General features: G+C 46.9%; 18 protein-coding genes and 1 pseudogene. 5 read left to right on the forward strand and 14 right to left on the reverse strand.

Going from position 1 to position 20,179, the window contains the following annotated elements; genetic code table 11:
- Window positions 1-9 precede the first annotated feature (9 nt).
- Together AC2T0J_RS05530 and AC2T0J_RS05535 are read right to left on the reverse strand one after the other, a co-directional pair.
- Window positions 10-1,263, reverse strand: coding sequence for an ammonium transporter (locus tag AC2T0J_RS05530; protein WP_489810439.1), 1,254 nt, complete (start codon window positions 1,261-1,263; stop codon window positions 10-12).
- A gap of 66 nt (window positions 1,264-1,329) precedes the next feature.
- Window positions 1,330-1,657 (reverse strand): annotated as a pseudogene (locus tag AC2T0J_RS05535) (P-II family nitrogen regulator); the annotation flags it as partial.
- A 247-nt stretch (window positions 1,658-1,904) separates the two neighbouring features.
- Here AC2T0J_RS05535 and AC2T0J_RS05540 point away from each other — a divergent pair.
- From AC2T0J_RS05540 to AC2T0J_RS05550, 3 genes are all read left to right on the forward strand, one after another.
- Entirely contained in the window at window positions 1,905-2,291 is a 387-nt protein-coding gene (locus AC2T0J_RS05540) for a hypothetical protein (RefSeq protein WP_489809153.1), read from the forward strand.
- Window positions 2,292-2,314: 23 nt separating this feature from the next.
- The gene (locus AC2T0J_RS05545) at window positions 2,315-3,025 is read left to right on the forward strand and encodes a substrate-binding periplasmic protein (protein WP_489809154.1); all 711 of its coding nucleotides are present in this window, start codon (window positions 2,315-2,317) and stop codon (window positions 3,023-3,025) included.
- Between the two features lie 105 nt (window positions 3,026-3,130).
- Entirely contained in the window at window positions 3,131-4,027 is an 897-nt protein-coding gene (locus AC2T0J_RS05550; RefSeq protein WP_489809155.1) for a pepsin/retropepsin-like aspartic protease family protein, read from the forward strand.
- A gap of 39 nt (window positions 4,028-4,066) precedes the next feature.
- On the opposite strand, the gene AC2T0J_RS05555 is transcribed toward AC2T0J_RS05550, so the two are convergent.
- From AC2T0J_RS05555 to AC2T0J_RS05580, 6 genes are all read right to left on the reverse strand, one after another.
- Window positions 4,067-4,729 carry an SDR family oxidoreductase gene (locus tag AC2T0J_RS05555; protein ID WP_489809156.1) on the reverse strand — a complete coding sequence of 221 codons (663 nt, stop codon included), beginning with the start codon at window positions 4,727-4,729 and terminating at the stop codon, window positions 4,067-4,069.
- A gap of 361 nt (window positions 4,730-5,090) precedes the next feature.
- Window positions 5,091-5,468 carry a hypothetical protein gene (locus AC2T0J_RS05560; RefSeq protein WP_489809157.1) on the reverse strand — a complete coding sequence of 126 codons (378 nt, stop codon included), beginning with the start codon at window positions 5,466-5,468 and terminating at the stop codon, window positions 5,091-5,093.
- Window positions 5,469-5,591: 123 nt separating this feature from the next.
- Window positions 5,592-6,974, reverse strand: coding sequence for a hypothetical protein (locus tag AC2T0J_RS05565; protein WP_489809158.1), 1,383 nt, complete (start codon window positions 6,972-6,974; stop codon window positions 5,592-5,594).
- A gap of 83 nt (window positions 6,975-7,057) precedes the next feature.
- Window positions 7,058-7,318 (reverse strand): hypothetical protein, encoded by a 261-nt coding sequence (locus AC2T0J_RS05570; protein ID WP_489809159.1) that lies wholly within the window; start codon window positions 7,316-7,318, stop codon window positions 7,058-7,060.
- Window positions 7,319-7,554: 236 nt separating this feature from the next.
- Window positions 7,555-8,817: a Y-family DNA polymerase gene (locus AC2T0J_RS05575; protein WP_489809160.1), complete on the reverse strand. Its 1,263-nt coding sequence runs from the start codon at window positions 8,815-8,817 to the stop codon at window positions 7,555-7,557.
- On the reverse strand, window positions 8,805-9,221 hold the full coding sequence (locus AC2T0J_RS05580) for a S24 family peptidase (protein ID WP_105936919.1): 417 nt from the start codon (window positions 9,219-9,221) through the stop codon (window positions 8,805-8,807). The genes AC2T0J_RS05575 and AC2T0J_RS05580 overlap by 13 nt, the downstream gene beginning before the upstream one ends.
- A gap of 90 nt (window positions 9,222-9,311) precedes the next feature.
- Between AC2T0J_RS05580 and AC2T0J_RS05585 the strand changes: the two genes are divergently transcribed.
- On the forward strand, window positions 9,312-9,599 hold the full coding sequence (locus AC2T0J_RS05585; protein WP_489809161.1) for a YebG family protein: 288 nt from the start codon (window positions 9,312-9,314) through the stop codon (window positions 9,597-9,599).
- A 70-nt stretch (window positions 9,600-9,669) separates the two neighbouring features.
- Here the strand turns inward: AC2T0J_RS05585 and AC2T0J_RS05590 are convergent, their stop codons facing one another.
- The 6 genes from AC2T0J_RS05590 to AC2T0J_RS05615 all read right to left on the reverse strand — a co-directional run bounded on the left by AC2T0J_RS05590 (window position 9,670) and on the right by AC2T0J_RS05615 (window position 17,203).
- Window positions 9,670-11,256 (reverse strand): methyl-accepting chemotaxis protein, encoded by a 1,587-nt coding sequence (locus AC2T0J_RS05590; RefSeq protein WP_489809162.1) that lies wholly within the window; start codon window positions 11,254-11,256, stop codon window positions 9,670-9,672.
- Between the two features lie 223 nt (window positions 11,257-11,479).
- Window positions 11,480-12,568 carry a methyl-accepting chemotaxis protein gene (locus tag AC2T0J_RS05595; RefSeq protein ID WP_489809163.1) on the reverse strand — a complete coding sequence of 363 codons (1,089 nt, stop codon included), beginning with the start codon at window positions 12,566-12,568 and terminating at the stop codon, window positions 11,480-11,482.
- Window positions 12,569-12,659: 91 nt separating this feature from the next.
- Complete coding sequence (locus AC2T0J_RS05600; RefSeq protein WP_489809164.1) at window positions 12,660-13,661, reverse strand: LacI family DNA-binding transcriptional regulator; 1,002 nt, start codon at window positions 13,659-13,661, stop codon at window positions 12,660-12,662.
- A 10-nt stretch (window positions 13,662-13,671) separates the two neighbouring features.
- Window positions 13,672-15,015 (reverse strand): glycoside-pentoside-hexuronide (GPH):cation symporter, encoded by a 1,344-nt coding sequence (locus tag AC2T0J_RS05605; protein ID WP_489809165.1) that lies wholly within the window; start codon window positions 15,013-15,015, stop codon window positions 13,672-13,674.
- 24 nt (window positions 15,016-15,039) lie between these two features.
- A complete protein-coding gene (locus tag AC2T0J_RS05610) occupies window positions 15,040-16,374 on the reverse strand; it encodes a GH1 family beta-glucosidase (RefSeq protein WP_489809166.1) in 1,335 nt (444 codons plus the stop codon).
- A 124-nt stretch (window positions 16,375-16,498) separates the two neighbouring features.
- The gene (locus tag AC2T0J_RS05615) at window positions 16,499-17,203 is read right to left on the reverse strand and encodes a CPBP family intramembrane glutamic endopeptidase (protein ID WP_489809167.1); all 705 of its coding nucleotides are present in this window, start codon (window positions 17,201-17,203) and stop codon (window positions 16,499-16,501) included.
- A gap of 438 nt (window positions 17,204-17,641) precedes the next feature.
- Between AC2T0J_RS05615 and AC2T0J_RS05620 the strand changes: the two genes are divergently transcribed.
- Window positions 17,642-20,149: a glycoside hydrolase family 3 protein gene (locus tag AC2T0J_RS05620; RefSeq protein ID WP_489809168.1), complete on the forward strand. Its 2,508-nt coding sequence runs from the start codon at window positions 17,642-17,644 to the stop codon at window positions 20,147-20,149.
- Window positions 20,150-20,179 lie beyond the last annotated feature (30 nt).

The raw sequence follows: 20,179 nt of genomic DNA on the forward strand, positions 1-20,179 counted from the left end.
GTAAGCAAATCAGAGGTTGTATCCGCGCTCTTCGTGGCTGCTGATATCAAGTCCCTGCTGTTCCTGCTCTGCAGTCACCCGGATACCTTTAGTAAGCATGTCGACCAGCTTGAGCAACACCAGGCTTACCACAGCGGTATAGACAAACGTGGCAAAAATACCGACCATCTGTACGCCCAGTTGCTCGCCGATAGACGCGTTCTCGCCACCGAATCCGTAACCGCTGAAAATGCCCAGATCGGGAGAGCAAAAGATACCCGCCAGGAAAGTGCCGAGAATACCGCCGATACCGTGAACCGGGAACACGTCCAGCGAATCATCAATTTTCCATTTCTGTTTGATTAGGTTGGTGAAATAAAAACAAACGCAACCGGCTGTAAGTCCGATCACCAGTGCTGCGGCCGGACCAACATAACCTGACGCCGGGGTAATGGTTCCCAGCCCTGCCACCATGCCGGTAACGATACCCAGCACCGATGGTTTACCGTATTTTACCCATTCAATCGTCATCCACGCCAGTGAACCTGCTGCCGCTGAGACATGCGTCACCAACATCGCCATAGCAGCATCACCATTGGCCGCCACCGCGCTACCACCGTTAAAGCCAAACCAGCCAACCCAAAGCATACCGGCTCCGCCCACTGTCATGGTCAGGTTATGCGGGATCATAGAAGCGCTGCCGTAGCCGTGGCGGTTTTTGATGTACATAGCTGCCACCAAAGCACCTACGCCGGCAGTGATATGCACCACCGTGCCACCGGCAAAGTCCAGTAAACCAATTTGCGCCAGCCAACCGCCGCCCCATACCCAGTGACATACGGGCACGTATACCAGCACCAGCCAGGCCAGAGAAAACACTAGCACAGATGAAAACTTCATACGCTCAGCAAATCCACCCACCATCAGTGCGGGTGTGATGATGGCAAATGTCATCTGGAACATGAAAAACAGCGGTTCAGGAAGCGTACCGGATAACGAGGACTTATCCGTGTTAACTAAAAACATCTTTGAGAAATCGCCAATAAAGGCGTTACCTTCGCCAAAGGCCAGGCTATAACCGGCTATCAGCCAAATCAAAGATGCGCCACAGGCAATCGCAAAACATTGCATTAAAACCGAAAGTACGTTTTTGCTGCGCACCAGGCCGCCGTAGAAAAACGACAAACCGGGCAGGGTCATAAATAAAACCAAAGCTGTAGCGGTTAATATCCAGGCGGTATCGCCGGTATCTGCACCGGATTCAGCCAATACAAAGCCCGGCATAAATGCCAGGCCAATAAGCCAGTTTCGCATAAGTGTGTCCTGTTGATTCTCAAATGTGTTGTATTCAATTGCGTCGGATTTTGTTTCTGATGTTCTTATTCGGATAACCTTTTCGACATCTGTTATAAATAATTTTCCGTCGCCTATCTTGCCGGTCCTGGCACTCTGGATAATCGCCTCACAAACGCGTTCTGCGTTTTCGTCGGCGACGACCAGCTCCATTTATGTTTTGGGTACATAGTCAATTTGATACTCGTCACCACGGAATAACTCACTGTGGCCCTTTCAACCTTTTTACTTCACTAACTATTAAACCGTTTATACCTGTGTCAGCCAGGGCCTGACGTACTTCTTCGATGCGCAATGATTTTATGATCGCGGTTATTTTTTTCATTATTCCGGGCTTCTTTCAGAGAAGTTGGATTTTATTTTCTCTGAACAGTAGTATTTTTACCACTTTTTTTAACAAAACCTTATCAGTCAAAAGTAGCGTTACCGGGCTTGTACAATAACAGTTTCGTCGCAATATATAGCGCTCAGGCACGTTTCAATATCTAATTGTCGTAACGAGATAATGTGAGGATATGGTATCCTTTGCGCTCTGAAGCCCTGGTTTGAAAACAAAGAGGAGATGAATGTATATGAAAAAATTGCTTGCTGCGTTAGCTGTTATTTCTGCTGGTATATTATCCGGATGTACGTCCCTCCCCTCCGAACAGGAAATCAGTAATGCTGACTACGGCGCCTACCCTGATGATTACGAAAATATCGTAAAAACCTACTATGGCTATCACCTCACTCACCCTGATTCTGTTGAATACGGCAAAATAGAAAAGCCCAAACGTTACTGGCTGGGGAATGAGCTTGATAATGTGTATTACGGCTATCTTGTTTGTGCAACCCTCAATTACCGCAACATGGTTGGTAAAGACACCGGATTTAACACACATGCCCTATTGATTCATGATGGCCTGGTGGTTAAATATGTGGAAGACGGTGAGTGGTGGGGCAAGCCGCTCTGTAACTGAGTCACGGGGAGACAGTAGTAGTTATGAGGTATCGGTGGTTGTTATTGCTACTGTTGTTATCCGTTAATACTCACGCAGCAAACCAACTTAAATCGGCAGTATCCGATAGCTTTCCCAATGGCCTGCACGCACATTTTATTAAATATATCAGTGAGCAGCTTAATGTAGAGGCAGACATCGCCCACATGCCCTATGCCCGGCGGCTGATAGAGCTGGATGACGGCAGTATCGATATGATGGTTGGAGTGTCCGGCTCCGCCCCCATTGGTAGCCATACCATCCTACTCAAGCCCGCCTACGATAACATGACTATTGGCCTCTTTGTGCTCGCAGGCAATGAGACCCTGTTTACTGATGCCGATGATATGCGCACGCATTTACTCAGCCTGACCCGACGCGCCAACAGCGATGCCATATTAAGAGAAATTCCCACAGAGCATATTGTTTCGGCTCGTTCGTTGGAGCAAAAAATCGATATGCTGCTTAAAGGACGCATAGATGGCTTTTTGCATGTAACGCAGAGCACCGAATTACGCCTTAAGCAGCTCGGCTACACTATTAACATTACGCAAGCTGTTTACCAGCCGCCACAGCGTTATCAGCAGTTCATTGCCATCAGCAATCACTCGTGGCTCTATGCACGCAAAGCCGAACTCGAGGCAATTATTGCTAACGGCGTCGCCAGCGGCGCTTTTCAAACTATCCGGCGCGATTATTACGCTAACAGGCTTTAAACCTGACGCTATTTTACTGCTCACAGATCGCTCGACTTCTCATCCTTATGTAGGGTATATTTTTCTTCGTTGTTAAAGGATTAATTAATATAATAAGGAAATTCAATGAAGTATACTTTCTTGCTGGTTCTACTACTTGCTCCCCTACGCGCTTTTGCCGCCGTTTCCGAATGGGTTGATTTCACTCTGCACAATGGCCACGTCTACTTACCCATTACGGTTGAAGGTATCGACACTCATGCACTGCTGGACTCTGGCTCTCAGGTGCACGCCATCAATAAGGCGTTTGTGGGTAAACACAATCTGGACTTATCGACCGGCGCTAAAATGCGGATTAAGGGCGTTCACGATGTAGAGGAGCGAACCACTTATAACAATGTTAAGGTAGGTTTGTTTGGTTCTGAATTTGAGCTGGACAAGGTGGTTGAATTTAACCTGGGCCACCATACCAGTGGCATGTTATTGGGCGCAGCGTTTTTCAATCCGTTTATTATTCAGATTAACTACCCCGAAAAGAAAATACGCTTACTCACCCGCGATAGCGTGGATATGAGCGAAGCATCAAATGTAAGATCCATGGACAATCGCGGCAACGGCATGCCCATAGCCCAGATAGGTATTAACGGAGAAGACTTCTGGTTTTTAGTCGATACCGGCAGTTCCAGTGGCATTTTTATGGAGCGTCGCTTTGCATCGCAAGCGGGGTTGCTGGACAAAATTGAAGGTTCAGCGTCTTCGGCAGGGGTTAACAGTACCGGTGTCCAGGACGTTGCAACTGCCGACACCGTGCGACTTGGCCCTTTCGAAATTGCCGATGTAAAAGTGAGTTTTCCCGCACCGGGTGAGACCACCAACCTGGAAAGCCAGTTTTCTGAAACCCGCAGCCGCATTAAAGGTAAACGCATCGTCGGCATTATCGGCTACGGCTTATTCCAGCACTTCCTGCTTACCATGGATTATAAAACCGGTAAGATCCACGTTTCATTGCCGCCAGAAAAGTAACTAGTCCGTCGCCGGCTTTACCCGGCGTTTCACTGCTAGCTACCAGGGTAATTCATCACCGTTGCTATGCCAGAACCCACCGGAGTTTTCGCAGGTTAGTTCATCTATGCGTGCAACCAGGCCCGCCGCCGACTCCTGAGGTTCGATGAGCCCGTTAAAGTTTACCATTTCAGTATTCACCCAGCCCGGATGCAACAACGCCACGGCTATCCCTTGTTTATTGAGATCAACGGCCAGCGACTTTCCAGCCGCATTAAGCGCCGTTTTTGACATGCGATAACCGTAACTGCCACCAGAGTCATTATCGGCGATTGAGCCCATCCGACTGGTGATAAAAGCAACTTTACTGCCTTTTTTCAGGTTTGCTTTTAAGGTGGCGACAACTCGCAACGGACCAACAGCATTTACCTCAAACTGTTCCTTGATTTGTTCAAAATCCAGGTTGTCTAGGCTGTTTTTGCGCATGATGCCCGCATTATTGATCAGCACGTCGATGGTCCTGCCGTCCAGCTGACTCTGCAATTTCTCCAGATCATCCTGCTGGCTGACATCCACCTTTTCAATCACCTCAGCGCCACTTCGCTGTAGTGCCTCAGATGAATTACGACAGACGCCTATAACACTGTCGCCGCGATGCAGGTAGGCCTGCACAAGCGCCAGACCAATCCCACGGTTAGCACCGGTAATAAGTATGGTTGACATAGTAAAACCTCAATGAGTACATATACTACACTTGTATGCTTCAAGACATTGAGCCATTCGCCAAGTTTTAAAGGGAAGTTTACAGCTGTACTAGCAATATAGCCTAGTGGCAGTCCCATTAGCTGACAGACATTACGCTTACGCCGAATAGTGGTTGACGTCTTTAGTCAATCAAAAGGTAATCTCAAACTATCTACTTGCAAAACTGCGCAATAGCGGAAATCCAGCTCACCTAGTTTAACTCCAGCTCTCGCGCAATTAATGACATGGGTAACGTACTGAATAAACAAAGCTTTCGTTTAATTACCATACATTAAACGCAGCTTAGCACCGCATGACCGGTACAAAGCAGCGTTCGCAATCATGAACTAAATGCTTTATTAATGTTAGCAAAGACAGATTTGAAGTTTTTTAGGTCGGATGCAGAAATATCCTTAGTCGCCTTAAACTCTTCTAGAAGCTTAGTTTTAATCTCGCTTTTTGCAGCTTTCCTAACTTTTGCGTCTGCAATTGACAATTTCATAACGATGTCAGTATTTTTCCCGTATACATTGGATAGTACTTTTTGAGGTAAAAGTCCCTCTATACAATCTTTACCTGGTTCATTTAGCCCTACCGCCATGTGATCATCATCATCCTTCAAGCTAAGCTGCAACATAATTCTCTGCAACTCAGACTTTGCATCTAGATCATATGTGATGTAAACACGGCTAAATTTCTCAATAACAAATTTAAGCATTATCGAATTCTGCCCAATGCTTCAGTAATTCATATAGCAAAATCGAGTTTGGTATGAGTTCTCATTATCGCAACGATATATATCAGCTTTATTGAAACCACTTTTTTAATAATAAAAACTCTATTATAAACCCAAAATTTGAACTGCCTTAAATATCAACAGAATAGACAAAGAAATCAAAGATAGGCCGACAATATTCTTGTTCTTAAAACCATAAACTATTCTCATCAAGTCTAAACGAAGTTTACTATGACGAAATGATTGGCTAGTCAAAAGGTAAAGTAGTAATAAAGGGGAAATTACGGATATAGCAACAAAAAGAGGGTGAGTTAAGAAGAATTTTATGAAAATAAGATTTTTTTCATAAAGGTCGTTAAATTCCGGGTCACTTGCAGCACTACTTCTTGCTGACCTGCTGCTAATTATAAGCACTGAACTAAATGAAAGAAGCACAGCCACTGCTGATAATCCAACAGAAATCAACGATGGTAGGATCGATCTCAATCCATGTATTCGTTCTAGTTTATTTTTGATTTCATCGGTTTTTATGCTGAGTGATTCTAGGATGTACTCATCTCCTACTTCAGAAAACCGTTTCTCATCAAGGATGTTATTTCCCATGGCTCTCATAATATTTTTAAAACTCTTTATATAAGCCATAATCCCCTTAATTGAATAGTAATCATTTAAGTATTCTTTTCTACGATTTTTATGGATAACTCGATAGAGAGATCTTAAAACTTTATCCGTTAAAGCTCTAAAGTCATCGATTTCTGAAGTCTGATTATAAGGTACGAGGGGAATAAGAGAATCAGTCTTAGAGTCATGATGTTGATGTTGATGCGTTAAATCTTTTAGGAAATAGTAAATCTGATCTGCACTGATGCTTTCGAAATACGATTTTTTGAAGCCTTTATCTGGACGAACATGGGTTAATTCACTTGGCGCGATTTCAATTATCTCCCTGTTTGTCAGCTTTAGAATTCCGTTTCTTTGAATTTCGAAGTCATATTTAAACAACTTTTTGTTTAGCAATTCATCCTTTACCTTTTGACTGTCTCCATTTTTTTTTAACCTTCTTATGATGCTTTTCTTGTAAGAATTATTAAATCTTTCAAATACACATACAGTTCCTGTTACCTTTTCTGAGTCAGAAAAGTCACTTAAGCGGTTTTGCCAATAGATAAACGTAAAGTCACCATCGAGAAAAAGTAGCCTTGCTAATATACCATTAGCTAAGCCCACAACAATGCGGCTAATTACGTTATTTGAGTCACTATTAACGTCAATTTTGAATAGAGAAACTGCCTTATTGGCCAACCAATTAAGAGGTAAAAAAATTAACCACCTAAGAGGTGTTTTACGGCTGAACAAACAAAGTCTGATAAATCGAGGCAAGGCGCTGTCGTTGAGGAAACGATCTTGAATTATTACCTTAAACTTATGATTCTCGCAATTATCAACAGGATACGGCTTTGTACTAGTACCAATAGTTGTAAATGACAATCGGCCCCTCAGATTGGGGATCCACCCTAAATATTCCATCAGTCACTGCTATCCTTGAGGGCCATTTGAGGTTAGTAGTTTTCTTAGCCCCTAATACCCTCTTTAGACACTTGGCTACAAGGTACAAGCTCATTATTTCTTATATCACGAACAAAACCCCGCGAAACTCTGTCGGCTACTTTCGAGCTATCTTTGCTAAGTTCACCGCTAATAGCATTTGCCACTGAACCTGTTAGTTCGTGATTTCTGGCAAATTCGTCTTTGTCGTGGAACAATACTTGTATACCAAACGCCAATATACCGACCGCAAGGACTAAGAGACTTAGCCCTATAATAGTAGTCATTTATAGCATCCTTTTTTATAATTTCGTGGATATGATTAATAAAGCGCACAAATTATACTGATTTAAACTTACAAGTAAACTTGTATCAGTAATTAAAGACACGCTTAAGAATGAAAGTCAATACTAACTATCACTTATAGACTATATATAAGGCTACTACAAGTTAAGATCAATAACTGAACAAGTTTTAAAAAAACTTAGCAGTATCGCAGCTAATAACTACGATACTTTAATTGTTAGTATTTACACTCAACCTTAGGCAAATGCCGCCAGTTAGTGGTGTATTGGGGTGACAGGTGTCCTCTTTTCATTCCCCATTCCGGATGTATTCCTTTTGCGGCGGCACCGATTGTCTGACTGCCGTAGCGGCTGTTTATTGCATCCATGCACTGCATGAGTTTTGGGTTGTGGGCCAGCTCGGCAAACATGTCGCTCTGCTCATGGGCAGTTTCGAGGATCTCTATCGCGCCAACGCCGCACTTATGTAACCTGATATTGGCTTTATAAAGCACATTACTGGCATTAGACGCAGCCTGAACCAACGCTCTGGTATCGTTAGTTGGCTGCGCAAAGCGATGCTGAATAGCCTTGTGGTATTGCTCTGTATCAGCAAAGGGATTGGCATGCGTAAATAGGGTGAGTAGCAAGGTTTTACTTTGCTGGCGACGTAATTTTTCAGCCACTTTTTCAGCATGCCAGCAAAGGCTTTCACGCAAAAACTGTTCACTGGTAACCGGTTGCCCGAACGCGCGCGTTGAGTAAATTTGCTGCTTTTTGGCCCGTTCCTGATCCCACTCGATACAAACGGTGCCGTTAAGCTCTCTTACTGTTCTTTCCAATTCCACTGAAAACTGCTTACGCAGCGCTTTAGGGTCGGATTGTGCCAGCTGCCAGGCGTTTAAAATGCCTTGCTCGCGCAGCCTGGCGGCGATACGTTTACCCACGCCCCAAACATCCTGTACATCCATTTGAAACAGCACATCGCGACGAGCTTCCGGCGTATCGAGCACGGCAATGCCAGACTTATCACCAAGCTTCTTCCCTGCAAAGCTGGCAACCTTAGCCAGAGTGGGCGTTGCGCCTAAGCCAACGCCTACCGGCAATCTTAGCTGCTGCCACACATCATCCTGTATGCGCTTAGCATATACACGCCAGTTTTCAGCAGGCCGCCAGGTATCAAAAAATAAGAAGCACTCGTCTATGGAATAGATATGCTGGTCTGGAGCGTACTGCCCCACTACCTGCATCATCTTATTCGACAAGTAATCGTAAAGTTCATAGTTAGAAGACCGTATCACGGCATTGTGCTGCGCCAGCAGTTTTTTTACCTTATAGTAGGGGCCAAATTTTTTGACGCCCAGTTGCTTTGCGTGCTCGCAGAGGGCACAAATACAGCCGTCGTTGTTAGTCAGAACAACAACCGGTCGCTGGCGAATGGCTGGGTCGAATACTTTTTCGGCCGATGCGTAAAAGCTATTGGCATCGACTAACGCATACATTGGCTTAACCATCTGACATAACGATGCATACGCACAGAACGCACCACTATCCCTTCCACCTCAAACAAATCACCGTCACCCAGTGCATAGGGCTTGTGATCAAGGCCTGGAGATAACAGCACCTGTGCTTTACGATCGTAGAGTTTACAAACAAAGTTACCGTTTAAATTGGCCACTATCACATCCAGTGAAGTGGGATGCGCCGCACGATCGACAATCAGCAGATCACCGTCGAATATGCCTACGCCTGTCATAGAGTCGCCCTGAGCCTGACCAATAAACGTAGCAGTAGGATGTTCTATAAGTAGCTCATCGAGATCCAGTGCCAGCTGTTTATATTCAGCCGCCGGCGATTCGAAACCACTGATACCAGCTTGCGCCGCAACGGGTATAACCTGAAGCATTTAACTTTACCACTTGTTTAAAAATACTGTTTATTTATACAGTAAACTGCGATACAGTGACAAGGAATTTCACAACAACGGAGTTACACAATGGCTATCACAACACAATATGTGGTCTCTCATAAAGGGGTAGAAAAGTTGGTTACTACCGATAAAAAAGCAGCAGATCAATACGATAAAATGCTCGATGTGGCCGATAACCTGGCTGTTTACATTGAGGCGAAAGGGATAAAGCTTGATGAAGCAGTTGCTGAAGAGCTATCAGTCATGCTGGCCAAGAACAAAGACAACCTGGCTAAGCTGCTTAAAGGCACCGATGCAGATACGCTGTTATCCAGCGAGAGCGCTGAAGTGGTAAAGCTAAAAGCCAACGGCTAGGGTCGTAAACGCCGTTGGAATGTTGTAGCAAGGCTGCCAGACTCAGCGATGGTAACAGAGCCTGGTGGCGCTATTTGTCGCCAACTTCCTTTTCAATATTGAATCGCTTAATAACGCCATTAACCTCGGCGATGGTGGTATGCAGATGATCACTCGCTTCCAGTGAACGTTCTGAACTACGCTGGGTATCGGCAGCCCCATCGGCAATATCAACAATTTGCTGATTGATATGCTCTGCTACAGCACTTTGCTCTTCTACTGCTGCCGACATTTCAATGGTCATTTCTGAGATACCTTGCACCGCAACATTAATATCTGACAGCGCCTGACGGGTATCCTGTACAATACCCGCACCTCGTTCTGCTGACTCCAGCCCGTTTTTAGACACCTTAACAGCCCGCTCACTACGCGTGGCCAGTACCTGAATAATACTGTGAATGCGATCTGTTGATTCCCGGGTTTTAGACGCCAGAGCCCTCACTTCGTCAGCAACCACGGCAAAACCACGCCCTTGCTCACCGGCCCGGGCAGCTTCAATTGCGGCATTGAGCGCCAGCAAGTTTGTCTGCTCAGCAATCGAAGAGATAATGCTTGCCGCTTCACCAATATCACTGGTGCTTTGGTCGAGTTCTGTCACCGTAGCGGAAATGGTTTCCACTACGCCTTTTAACTCATCGATTGCAGCTGCCGCAGATTGCGCAGTCTGGTTACCAGTTTCTACGTTTCTTGCCGCTGAGCGGGCGGTATCGGCATTTTGCTCCACTCGTTCTGCCACTTCCTGAATAGACTGAGACATCTGGGTGACTGCAGACGCAATTTGTTGGGTCGCCTGATTTTGTTGTACCACTGCGGTAGACGTAATTGCTGCCTGTTCATGAGTAGTGGTAGCTATATGCCCCAGCGACGAAGCGGCGTCTTTTATACGGGTTAACGCTGTACGACTACGGGCAAGTTCACACCCAAGCACCAGCTTGGCTCTGGCCGATGCACCAAAGTCATCAAAATAGGTTTGCGAGACCAGTGCGCTGTCATAGGAATCCGGGCTCAGGCTGATTAACTCTTCCCAACGCCTTTCACTTAAAGAATGCTGCCAAACCGCCATCACGATAAGCACTGCAGCTGTCACCACTGTAGGCACCCACCCGGCGAATAAGCCAAGAAAAATAAGCAGCGGAATGCCCGCCCCCCAAAACACACTCAGCTCTTTGAGCCTGTAGAGGTAAATTTCGCTCGCCCTGGCCGCAGACTGACCATTGCGAATCCGCTCATAGCGAGCAGTGGCGCGGGTAATTTCATGATCGAGAGCGGGTATCCTGACCGACTCATAGCCAACTATTTCGTTATTCTCGTAAACTGGTGTAACAAACGCAGAGACCCAGTAATGGTCACCATTTTTACGCCGGTTTTTCACCAGACCCATCCAGATCCGGCCGGCCTGCAGGGTTTGCCACATTTCTTTGAAAACGCCTTCCGGCATATCCGGATGGCGCACTAGGTTGTGGTTCTTGTTGATCAGTTCTTCCCTGTCAAAACCACTCACTTCCACAAAAGCGTCATTACAGTAGGTAATAATGCCGCGCTTGTCTGTAGATGAAATCAGCCGGTAGTGCTTAGGAAACTTATATTCTTTTTGTGTGATTGGCTGGTTATTACGCATCGATTATGAAGCTCCCTTCTCGCTCCTGACGACCAATAGTTGGGACGCCCCTTTGTGAAGATATAGTAACGAATGCAAGGAACCCAACAACTTCTATCATTTAAAATAGACCATAAATACACAATCAACACTAAACAAGTGGCGAAAGTCGAACGGCAGACTGAAAACAGCACAACATGATAATAAAAAAAGCGGCTCCTTGCGAGCTGCCTCGGGCGAACGGTCAGGGTTTTGCGGTGTGCGAAATATTATCCAGTAAGGTGGTTACCTCCTGGCTGGCAGCTTCCATTTCTCTGAGCAACTGTTCACATTCAACATGGTGACCCGTAACGTGTGCCTTAATAGCATTAACCCCCGTTTTATGCACTGCCTCATGAGGCCTGTCCAGGCGCTTGAAAGCATCCAGTTTAGCCATGTCTGAATTAGCGTTAGTGCTATACCATTTACCCAGGCGGCAGTTCATATGGTCGGCAAAGTCATGTTCTGACTTGGAAGAACGTCCGGTCAGTACAGCATAAACCTCAGATTTCCACACTACGTGATCGAGCTTAACGGTTTGAATAAAGGTTTGCAGGCTGGCAGAGCGTATGGTGTTCTCCATTACATCGCAATGTTCAACCATGCCGTTGTAATTACTGTGAAGTGAACTAATACCGTCGGCTAACTTGCCGTTATTGGTCTGCAATTCCCCTACAGACGACACCGCCACCTGAGTGGATTGGATGATACTTTTTACCAGCTCAGACACTTCACTTGCCGATTGATTTGTTTCATTAGCCAATGAGCGTACTTCATCAGCCACCACACTAAATCCGCGTCCTGCATCTCCCGCGCGAGCAGCTTCAATGGCAGCATTGAGTGCCAGCAGGTTGGTTTGATCAGAAATACTGGTGATCGTAGTTACAAACTTATTAATGTTATCAGCCGTTTCGGAAAGGCCTTCGATGCTGTCACTCATGGCCGACATCATCGTATTCAGGCCACTCATATCGCTTACGATTTGCTTTAATGACTCGCTGGATTCGGTGAACAGGCGGTGATTCTCGGTGATTTTATCGGCTTGCGCACTGATATCCTTAAATGAAGAGAGTACTGTCTCGCGGATCCCCTCTACCTGATTTAACGAATCAAGCATGCTGTCAGTCAGGCCGGGCATATCAGACTCTTGATTTTCTGCTTCAGCCAATTGCCGCCGAAGGTGCTGATTTTCTTCTTCCAAAGCAGCAACCTGTGTCGCAAACTGTGAATTTTCTTTTTGTAAATCAGAGGCTTTTCTCTGAGCTCGATCAAAAGTAGTGCGAAATACAAACAAAACAACGTCTCCTAAACATAACCAAAAACCCTACTTTTAGTAGTGGTATAGCGTGATTCTATAAGCTGGTGGTAAATAATCCAGTTATTTACTACTCAGGGCTGCTTGTTGTACCTCTTAGGATAAGTCGCGGGCTGAGTATATGGTGGTATTCGTGGCGGGTATGGCCATACACTCGCCCGAGTACCCAATGGGCCGCCATACTACCGATTTTTTGTACCGGATAATCAATGGTCGTTAACCCCGGTGAAAGATAACTGGCAAAATCCACGTTATCAAACCCGATCACCGAAACATCTTCCGGTACTCTGCGCCCAAGCTCCCGCAGCGCGATCATTGCGCCGGAGGCCATTTCATCGTTTGCACAGGCCACTGCAGTAAACTTTGCACCGCGGGCAATCAGTGCTCGAATTCCCTCAGTACCGGATTTGGCCTGGAAGTTACCCTCATAGGTAAGGTTGTCAGTATATTCAACCCCCATGTCTGCAAGGGCCCGTTGATGACCGGTTAAACGGTTTTTAGCGTCGGCTTTAAACAGCGAACCGGCAATGTAGGCAATTTGCGTGTGGCCAATGTCGAGGAGGTGGCGAGAAGCAAGATACCCGCCTTTTATGTTGTCGAGACTAATGCAGTTGTCGCCAATCTCTTCAATAAACCGGTTCACCACCACCAGTTCCACGCCCTGGTTAACCAGATTCACCAGGTACTCATCGCTAACGGCCTCCACGTGCAAAATCAAGGCATCGCAACGGCGACTGAGCAGGGCATCGATTTGTTCTTTTTCAATTTGTGCGTCGGAGTGACCAGTAGCGATCAACATGTGCTTCTTAGCCTGCCTTAAGGCCTGTTCAGTACCGCCCATCATCGCACCAAAGAAAGATCCATGCAGTTCCGGCACAACATAGCCAATAGTATGGGTTTTATTTGATGCCAGAGAGGCTGCCACAACATTATGTCGGTAACCAAGCTCCGCCATCGCCGCCATAACCAGCTCGCGGGTTTTCTCTTTTACCGTACCGGTGTTGTTGATAACCCTGGAGACGGTGGCAGATGATACACCGGCTTTCTCACTAACTTGTTTTATTGTGACCATATTAACTTCGCTATACGTTTTTCCGCTGGGGTTGGCGTGCAGTTTTAAGGGCGTTGTGGATGTCGTCCACTCGCTGACTGTCCAGTTTATACCAGCGCATCAACAACACTACCACTACAGACATAGCCGCAGGTATTAAACAAAAGGACAAGGTAATGCCATGACTTACCCGTTCATCGATAGTATTGGCTTCATAGCCATAATAGGCCAGCGCCCAACCCGCCAGTGCACTGCCAAGGGCTATGCCTAACTTAATAAAGAACACTATGGTAGAAAAGGTCATTGCGGTTAATCGTGTTCCGGTTTGTAATTCACCATAATCCGTCACATCACCCATCTTCGACCAGAGTAATGGTGAGGTCGTTTGCAGCACAAATCCCCATAAGAAGTGAATCACCAACGCCCCCTCCCACATGGACGCAGGCAAAAAGTAATTTACAATACACAACCCCGCACAAGAAAGCTGTAATATTTTATATAACAATACTTTATCACAGCGACGAGTGAATGGATGAGCCGATGCTGCGCCCAGAATGCCGCCAACCATCGCCAGCGAGACAAACAGCGTGACATCGTCGGGACGTTGCAGTACATATTTTACGTAGTAAATTGCCAACGCATAGCGCAATACTATGCCGGTAAGTAATACCATGCTGATAATACACAAAATACGGCACTGGTCGTTATACCATACGGCCTTCAACTGCTCCCGTACCGGTGATGGCGGCCCAGCGGCCGGTAGCACTCTTTCCTTAGTGCCTGCGAAACACAAAAGAAATAACACCATACCTACCACTCCCATGGTCAGCATAGTGAGCTGATAGCCGCGCGCATCATCGCCAGCACCAAACCAACGCACCATTGGCAGCGTACAAAGCGACACAATTAATCCACCAAACATAGCAAACACAAAGCGATAAGATTGCACCGACACTCGTTCAAGCGGGCTCGCAGTAATCACACCGCCTAACGCGGAATAAGGGATATTAATTGCGGTATACATCAACATTAACAACACATAGCTGGCGATAGCGTAAGTCAGTTTGCCGTTGTAATCAGTATCGGGAGTGCTAAAAGCCAGTACGCTGATAAGCGCAAATGGCAGGGCCATCCATAGTAAATATGGCCGGTAAGCGCCCCAACGGGTGCGGGTTTTGTCCGCCAGGGAGCCCATCAGAGGATCGGTTACCGCATCGATTAGTCGTACCAGTAAAAAGATACTACCAACGGTTGCCGGATTGAGTCCTACCACATCGGTGTAATAGAAAGTGAGAAACAAAATGACCGTTTGAAAGACAAAGTTACTTGCTGTATCGCCAAGCCCGTATGCAACTTTTTCTTTTACACTAATCATTAAATGTCCAGACAGCTATGGAGTTTAGCGGCGTTGTTTAAGCCATTCACTGAGTTTCAGGGCACTTTGTTTAGGTAGCCGTTGTTGGGTTGCAAAATCCACGTGCACAATGCCAAACCGCTTAAGATACCCTTCCGCCCATTCGAAATTATCCAACAAACTCCACACAAAATAGCCTCTGATATCCACGCCTTTTTCCTTTGCTTCGGCGACAGCCTGCATGTGCTCCTGCAAATAATCCATCCGCACTTTATCGTGCACCTGACCGTCTAGTATCACGTCATCTTCGGCCATACCATTTTCGGTAATAAAAAGTGGCGGCAAATCATATTCATTATGAAGCTGAAGCAATAAATCACACAACCCTTGCGGATAAATTTCCCAGTTCATTGCAGTGACAGGTACGTTTTCATCCGGCGGCAGGATCTCAAAATGCCCTCCGGAACTAGCCTGAACCAGTGCCCGTGTATAATAATTTACCCCGAGATATGCCATGGGCGTGGCAATTATCGCCATGTCATCTGGCTCGATTAACGGCTTTTCTGTTTCGGGTAAAGTGTCTAGCAGCGGCGGGTATTGCGCCGTTAACGCAGGACTCACGTACCAGTCGCTAAAATGGGCTTTGGCCAGCAATGCGGCCTGCTTATCAGCCTCGCTGTCAGTAGCCGGATAATAAGTGGTAAAGTTGAGTACTAGGCCACTGGGAATATCCGGGCAGACATCATTGAGCACCTGCATGGCGAGTCCATGTGCAAGAAGAAGGTGATGAGCCGCTTTTTTACCGTACTGCTTGCCGATTTTACCCGGTGCATGCACACCTGTTTCATAACCTAAAAATGCACTGCAATAAGGTTCATTAAGAGTGGTATAAGCACTTACTTTCCCGCCAAAGGCGGTAGCTACAATACGGCTGTATTCGGCAAATGCATAGGCTGTAGCGCGGTTAAGCCAGCCGCCCTGATCTTCCAGAAATTGCGGCAACTCCCAGTGATACAGCGTCACGTAGGCCTTGAGGCCGCGCCTTTGTAGTTCATCAAGTATTTGAAGGTAAAAAGACAACCCTTGCTGGTTCACACTGCCGTCAGCACCAATTACCCTTGGCCAACAAATGGAAAACCGGTAAGCATCAAAACCCAGTTCATCAATTAGCGCAATATCCTGCTGCCATAAATGATAATGATCGCAGGCTGTCCGGCCGTCGGAGTTATCTTTTACTGCACCGGGTACCTGGCAAAAGGTGTCCCAGATACAAGGCTCCCGCAATTCACAGGCTCCTTCGATCTGAAACGACGAAGTGGCCACCCCAATTGTAAAATTCGGATCACCGAGCACTCTATTGATTGAAAAACCTTTACTCATCTTACATTTACGCACCTAACGCAGTTATTTCCGTCAGCGCACGGCCACCTCTTGCAAAATAATACCATCATAAATCCGCCTTCAATTGTAAGCGCTTTCATTTTTTATACAAGTTATTTACATTTTAATTGACTGCAGAAGAACGCCTTCGTTGCAGGAAAACGGTTACTACAATACTCAAAATTATTGTGCTCAGACGCAATGTATTGGCGTATTGACTGCCGATAGCCGTGGTGTCCACCTGCCAGATCACCCAACAGGTGTTCATCATTATGTGCAGCGTAGCCACCAGCCAGAGGTTGTGTCGCCAGGCAACAAACAACCAGGCAAACCACAAGCCACCGATACCGGTAAACAGGCTAGCCATCATGGCCTCAACTGGCGTCGCGCCCTGAAACCAGTGTCCTATTCCAAACAGCACAGCATTAACCAGTGCTGCAGGGAGCAATCGCCAACCAGCAACAGCTACCAGCATGCCCACCAGGAAACCCCGAAACATTAACTCTTCAAAGAACCCTGGCAATAGCGCTTTCGTAATCAATACATCCGGTAAAAACTGAGCCTCTCCGGTGATAGCAAAACCGATCATCATCGGTGAGACAAAAATGACTGCCCATGTAGCCCCATCCCGGAAGGAAGAAGACAGTCCGATAATCGATAACAAACGTTTACCCAACAGCGGCCAGCATGCAGCAATGGTGATAATCCAGACGATGTATGAAATCCCATAGTCCGGCCGGTATTGTGGCGGTATCCATGACGACATATGCGTAGCGGAATAAAAAACCGCCAGTATCAGTATTGAGTATGTCAGTTTCCGTGATGTCATAAAGGTGTCTGCCTTAAAAGGTTCCTGTTATCAACAAGAATAAAGCGCAGACCACTACATCGCATGTGCCAAAAGTCATATAATGAAAAGCACGCCTCCGGGCAACTGTTCTTGTCTTCACTGTCATAGCTCGCAAATCGCCTTCAAGTGCGATCGACAGAAAATGTAAACGCTTTCATATAGACACTTTAAATTGTTCTGTACTAAAGTTAACCAGGGGCGCCCATCCAAATTTAAGCCACTTTTTTTGGAATTAGTGGCTTTTCAACCGGCTTTGCTATTCATAGAAACCATTTTTCCAGCAATTTCCCCACGCCGAAATGTAAGCGCTTGCATTTGCAGAATTAATACTTATACTCTCACAACAAATTATTAACATTCGTTCATTGGTTTCGCAGTGCTTTGGCATTCGCAGGGGTTAAAATCCGGAGAATAATAATGAAATCATTTACTTTGTCAGCGGCGGCGGCCATCGGGGTTGCAGCTTTAACCGCTTGCAGCACATCAGAAACTGACAGCCAGCCTACCAATACCGTATCTGTTCCGGATTACTGGCCGCAAATTCAATCGCCAATCACTAATAAGCAAGCCGTTGAAGCGAAGGTCGAAGCGCTACTGGCCGATATGACTGTGGAGCAAAAAGTCGCACAGCTTATCCAGCCGGAAATCCGCGACGTAACGGTGGAAGACATGCGGCGCTATGGGTTCGGCTCCTACCTCAACGGTGGTGGTTCTTTTCCGGGGGCAAACAAACAAGCCACCCCTCAGGAATGGATTGAGCTTGCCGAAGCCATGTACCAGGCATCAGTCGATGACTCTCTCGACGGCAGTCGCATCCCAACCATGTGGGGCACGGATGCGGTGCACGGGCACAATAACGTCATTGGTGCCACACTATTTCCTCACAACATTGGTCTGGGTGCCATGCGGGATCAAGCGTTAATTGAAGAAATAGCCACCGCTACGGCTAAAGAAGTGCGTGCCACAGGTATAGACTGGATTTTTGCTCCGACTGTAGCGGTTGTACGTGATGACCGCTGGGGTCGCACCTACGAAAGTTACTCCGAAGATCCCGCGATTGTCGGTGAGTATGCGCGCGCAATCGTTACTGGCCTGCAAGGTGATATCAGTGATGGCAATATCGATGACCAGCACGTCATTTCCACTGTTAAACATTTTGTTGGCGATGGCGGCACCGATAAAGGTGACGATCAGGGTAACAACCTGGCCAGCGAAAGAGAGCTATTCGACATCCATGCACAAGGCTATGTTGACGGTTTAAATGCCGGTTCCCAATCCGTTATGGCGTCTTTCAATAGCTGGCACGGCGAAAAAATACATGGTAGCAAATACTTACTTACTGACGTCCTGAAAAATAAAATGGGCTTCGATGGCTTTGTGGTAGGTGACTGGAATGGCCACGGTCAGATCCCGGGCTGCACCAATGATAACTGCCCACAGGCATTATTGGCTGGCCTGGATGTTTATATGGCGCCGACCCCAACCTGGAAACCGTTAATGGAAAACCTGATTGCCCAGGTCAACAGTGGCGAAATTCCCATGTCACGCCTTAATGACGCCGTCAGTCGGGTTCTGCGGGTAAAATTACGTGTAGGTCTGTTCGACCTGCCCTCGCCGGCTAATCGTAGTCTGTCTGGCGACATGTCGGTTATTGGTGCCGATGCACACCGCGAAGTCGCCCGTCAAGCCGTGCGTAAATCACTGGTTATGCTTAAAAATAACCATCAACTGTTACCGCTAGCGCCGACTAGCCGGGTACTGGTGGCCGGTGATGGCGCGCACAATATTGGCAAGCAATCCGGTGGCTGGACGATTACCTGGCAGGGCACCGGTAATGAAAATAGTGACTTCCCGGGGGCCACTTCTATTTTCACCGGCATTAAGCAAACCGTTGAATCGGCAGGCGGTCAGGTTGAATTAAGCATTGATGGCAGTTACACAGAAAAGCCCGATGTGGCGGTAGTGGTATTTGGCGAAACACCTTATGCAGAAGGTAACGGTGATATTGCCAACGTGGAATATCAGCGTGGTAATAAGCAGGACCTGGCACTGCTGAAATCCCTCAAAGCGCAGGGTATCCCGGTGGTTTCAGTATTCATTACCGGTCGCCCGTTGTGGGTCACACCTGAGCTTAACGCCTCAGATGCCTTTGTTGTTGCCTGGTTACCCGGTTCAGAAGGTGGCGGTGTAGCCGATGTACTGTTTAGTAAACCAGATGGCTCAGTTAACTACCCTATGCACGGTAAATTATCGTTCTCGTGGCCGGCCGATCCTTTCCAGAATCCGGTTAATAAGGGTGATGGCAAACAACCGCTATTCGCCTACGACTATGGCCTCACCTACGCTGAAAACACAGACCTTCCGCAACTCGATGAGTCAGTGAATAGTGCGGCCAATGCAGCCGCTGATACGGTGATCTTTCAGCAGAGCGTACAACAGCCCTGGTCACTGATCGCCACAAGTGCCGGCGAACAAGGCACAATGAACAGTAACGTACTGAATGTTAATACCCTTAGCATCCGTACTGCCGACCGCCATGTACAGGAAGATACCCTGCAGATTGAATTCGGCAGCCGTGAAGACAGCATCCGCTTTTTCTCCCCTTTCCCGGCAGATCTGCTCGATTTCGCAGTTCCGGGGGGGGTGCTTGCCTTCGATGTGCAGCGCTCTGCATCAGCAGGCATAACAGTTTCCATGTCATGCGGGGACGACTGCGAAGCGGAGCTGGCTTTGGATGACTTTATGTCTTCTGGCAGTGGCTGGCAAAGTGTTGCCATTCCACTTAGTTGCTTTGTTGATAAAGGCATGAATCTGCGCGAGATATACGTACCCATGGCACTCTCTGCCAGTGATGTCACCGAGTTTAAACTGTCAGATATTCGCTTTACCCGGGTAGAAACGCCTGTCGCCTGTCCAGGCGCCTGAGTGAGTGCCCTGTGGCCGGGAGCATTTATT

The organism is Alteromonas sp. ISO5, assembly GCF_058105165.1.

Bases quoted from the DNA above. Each gene is read 5' to 3' on its own strand.
- AC2T0J_RS05530 (WP_489810439.1), bottom strand. From the start codon at position 1,263: ATGCCGGGCTTTGTATTGGCTGAATCCGGTGCAGATACCGGCGATACC.
- AC2T0J_RS05540 (WP_489809153.1), top strand. From the start codon at position 1,905: ATGAAAAAATTGCTTGCTGCGTTAGCTGTTATTTCTGCTGGTATATTA.
- AC2T0J_RS05545 (WP_489809154.1), top strand. From the start codon at position 2,315: ATGAGGTATCGGTGGTTGTTATTGCTACTGTTGTTATCCGTTAATACT.
- AC2T0J_RS05550 (WP_489809155.1), top strand. From the start codon at position 3,131: ATGAAGTATACTTTCTTGCTGGTTCTACTACTTGCTCCCCTACGCGCT.
- AC2T0J_RS05555 (WP_489809156.1), bottom strand. From the start codon at position 4,729: ATGTCAACCATACTTATTACCGGTGCTAACCGTGGGATTGGTCTGGCG.
- AC2T0J_RS05560 (WP_489809157.1), bottom strand. From the start codon at position 5,468: ATGCTTAAATTTGTTATTGAGAAATTTAGCCGTGTTTACATCACATAT.
- AC2T0J_RS05570 (WP_489809159.1), bottom strand. From the start codon at position 7,318: ATGACTACTATTATAGGGCTAAGTCTCTTAGTCCTTGCGGTCGGTATA.
- AC2T0J_RS05575 (WP_489809160.1), bottom strand. From the start codon at position 8,817: ATGTATGCGTTAGTCGATGCCAATAGCTTTTACGCATCGGCCGAAAAA.
- AC2T0J_RS05580 (WP_105936919.1), bottom strand. From the start codon at position 9,221: ATGCTTCAGGTTATACCCGTTGCGGCGCAAGCTGGTATCAGTGGTTTC.
- AC2T0J_RS05585 (WP_489809161.1), top strand. From the start codon at position 9,312: ATGGCTATCACAACACAATATGTGGTCTCTCATAAAGGGGTAGAAAAG.
- AC2T0J_RS05590 (WP_489809162.1), bottom strand. From the start codon at position 11,256: ATGCGTAATAACCAGCCAATCACACAAAAAGAATATAAGTTTCCTAAG.
- AC2T0J_RS05600 (WP_489809164.1), bottom strand. From the start codon at position 13,661: ATGGTCACAATAAAACAAGTTAGTGAGAAAGCCGGTGTATCATCTGCC.
- AC2T0J_RS05605 (WP_489809165.1), bottom strand. From the start codon at position 15,015: ATGATTAGTGTAAAAGAAAAAGTTGCATACGGGCTTGGCGATACAGCA.
- AC2T0J_RS05610 (WP_489809166.1), bottom strand. From the start codon at position 16,374: ATGAGTAAAGGTTTTTCAATCAATAGAGTGCTCGGTGATCCGAATTTT.
- AC2T0J_RS05615 (WP_489809167.1), bottom strand. From the start codon at position 17,203: ATGACATCACGGAAACTGACATACTCAATACTGATACTGGCGGTTTTT.
- AC2T0J_RS05620 (WP_489809168.1), top strand. From the start codon at position 17,642: ATGAAATCATTTACTTTGTCAGCGGCGGCGGCCATCGGGGTTGCAGCT.